Raw genomic sequence first — 1,136 nt, 5'->3', positions numbered from 1 at the left:
CACCCCAGTGGACAGGTAAATACGGGTCCGCCAGAACCCGAAACGCCACTCACGACCCGCTCACGCGACTTAGCCGGAACCCTAGGGAAGGAGGCCTTCACGGACCGGACTCGCGACCCGCCGCAGCCAGAACCCAGCGGGGTACCCAAGACACGGTTGGCTCGAACCGTCCTCATCACTCACGACCATCGCCGCACACGTAAGTCACATTCCGTGTCACCAGTGGGTGCCGTATGATCGAGTCATCGGGGTAGAAACGTGCTGAGCACGCGCATACACGAGATCGAATGATCCGTCACTCCTTCACCTCGAAGGAGTCGACCTTTGCGTTCCCCTGTTCAGAGCCGTTCCCTGAAGGGCGCGTGGCCCGCACTTGCCGGGCTCTCGGCCGTGTTCCTGTTCGAGATGCTCGACAACTCGATCCTCAACGTCGCGTTGCCGACCATCGGCCGCGAACTCTCCGCCTCGACGACCACCCTGCAATGGGTGACCGGGGCGTATTCCGTCGTGTTCGGCGGGCTGATGCTGGCCTTCGGCGCGCTGGCCGACCGGGTGGGCAGGCGCAAGGTCATGCTCATCGGGCTCGTGCTCCTCGCCGTGGCGAGCCTGGCCACGGCGTTCGTCACCGTCGCGTGGCAGCTGATCGCCGTCCGGGCGGTCATGGGTGTCGCGGCGGCGATGACGACACCGGGGTCGCTCGCCCTCGCGTTCCGCCTGTTCGACGAGGACGTGCTGCGCGTCCGCGCGACCACTGTCATCTCGACCGTGGGCCTGGTCGGGCTGGCGCTCGGCCCCACCGCCGGCGGACTCGCGCTGGCCGTCGCGCCGTGGCAGGCATTGCTGCTGGTGAACGTGCCGGTCGCCGCGCTCGCGTTCCTCGGCATCCGGACCGGCATCCCCGCCGACGATCCCGCCGAGCTGCACCGCGACCCGATTGACGTCGCGGGTGCCGTTCTGGGAACCGCGACGATCGTCCTCGCGCTGCTCGCCCCCACGCTCTTCGTCGAAGAAGGCGGCGCGTCAGGTCTGCCGTGGGCCGTCACTGTGGCCGCGCTCGTCGTCGGAACCGGCTTCGTCCTTCGTCAGAAGACCGCCCGCCATCCCTTGCTGGACCTGAAGCTCGTCGCCCGCCCGCC

Annotated in this window: 1 protein-coding gene; it reads left to right on the top strand. The window is 68.0% G+C overall.

Annotation, left to right across the window (positions count from 1 at the left end; translation table 11 throughout):
- Positions 1-324: 324 nt before the first annotated feature.
- Positions 325-1,136: MFS transporter (locus tag CFP71_RS42475; RefSeq protein WP_143267310.1), on the top strand; the 812-nt coding region annotated here is incomplete at its 3' end.

Origin of the sequence: Amycolatopsis thailandensis, from assembly GCF_002234405.1 — a bacterium.
GTDB classification, from domain to species: domain Bacteria; phylum Actinomycetota; class Actinomycetes; order Mycobacteriales; family Pseudonocardiaceae; genus Amycolatopsis; species Amycolatopsis thailandensis.
Note: the sequence above shows the minus strand (reverse complement) of the source record. Positions and strands in the feature narration are given on the sequence as shown.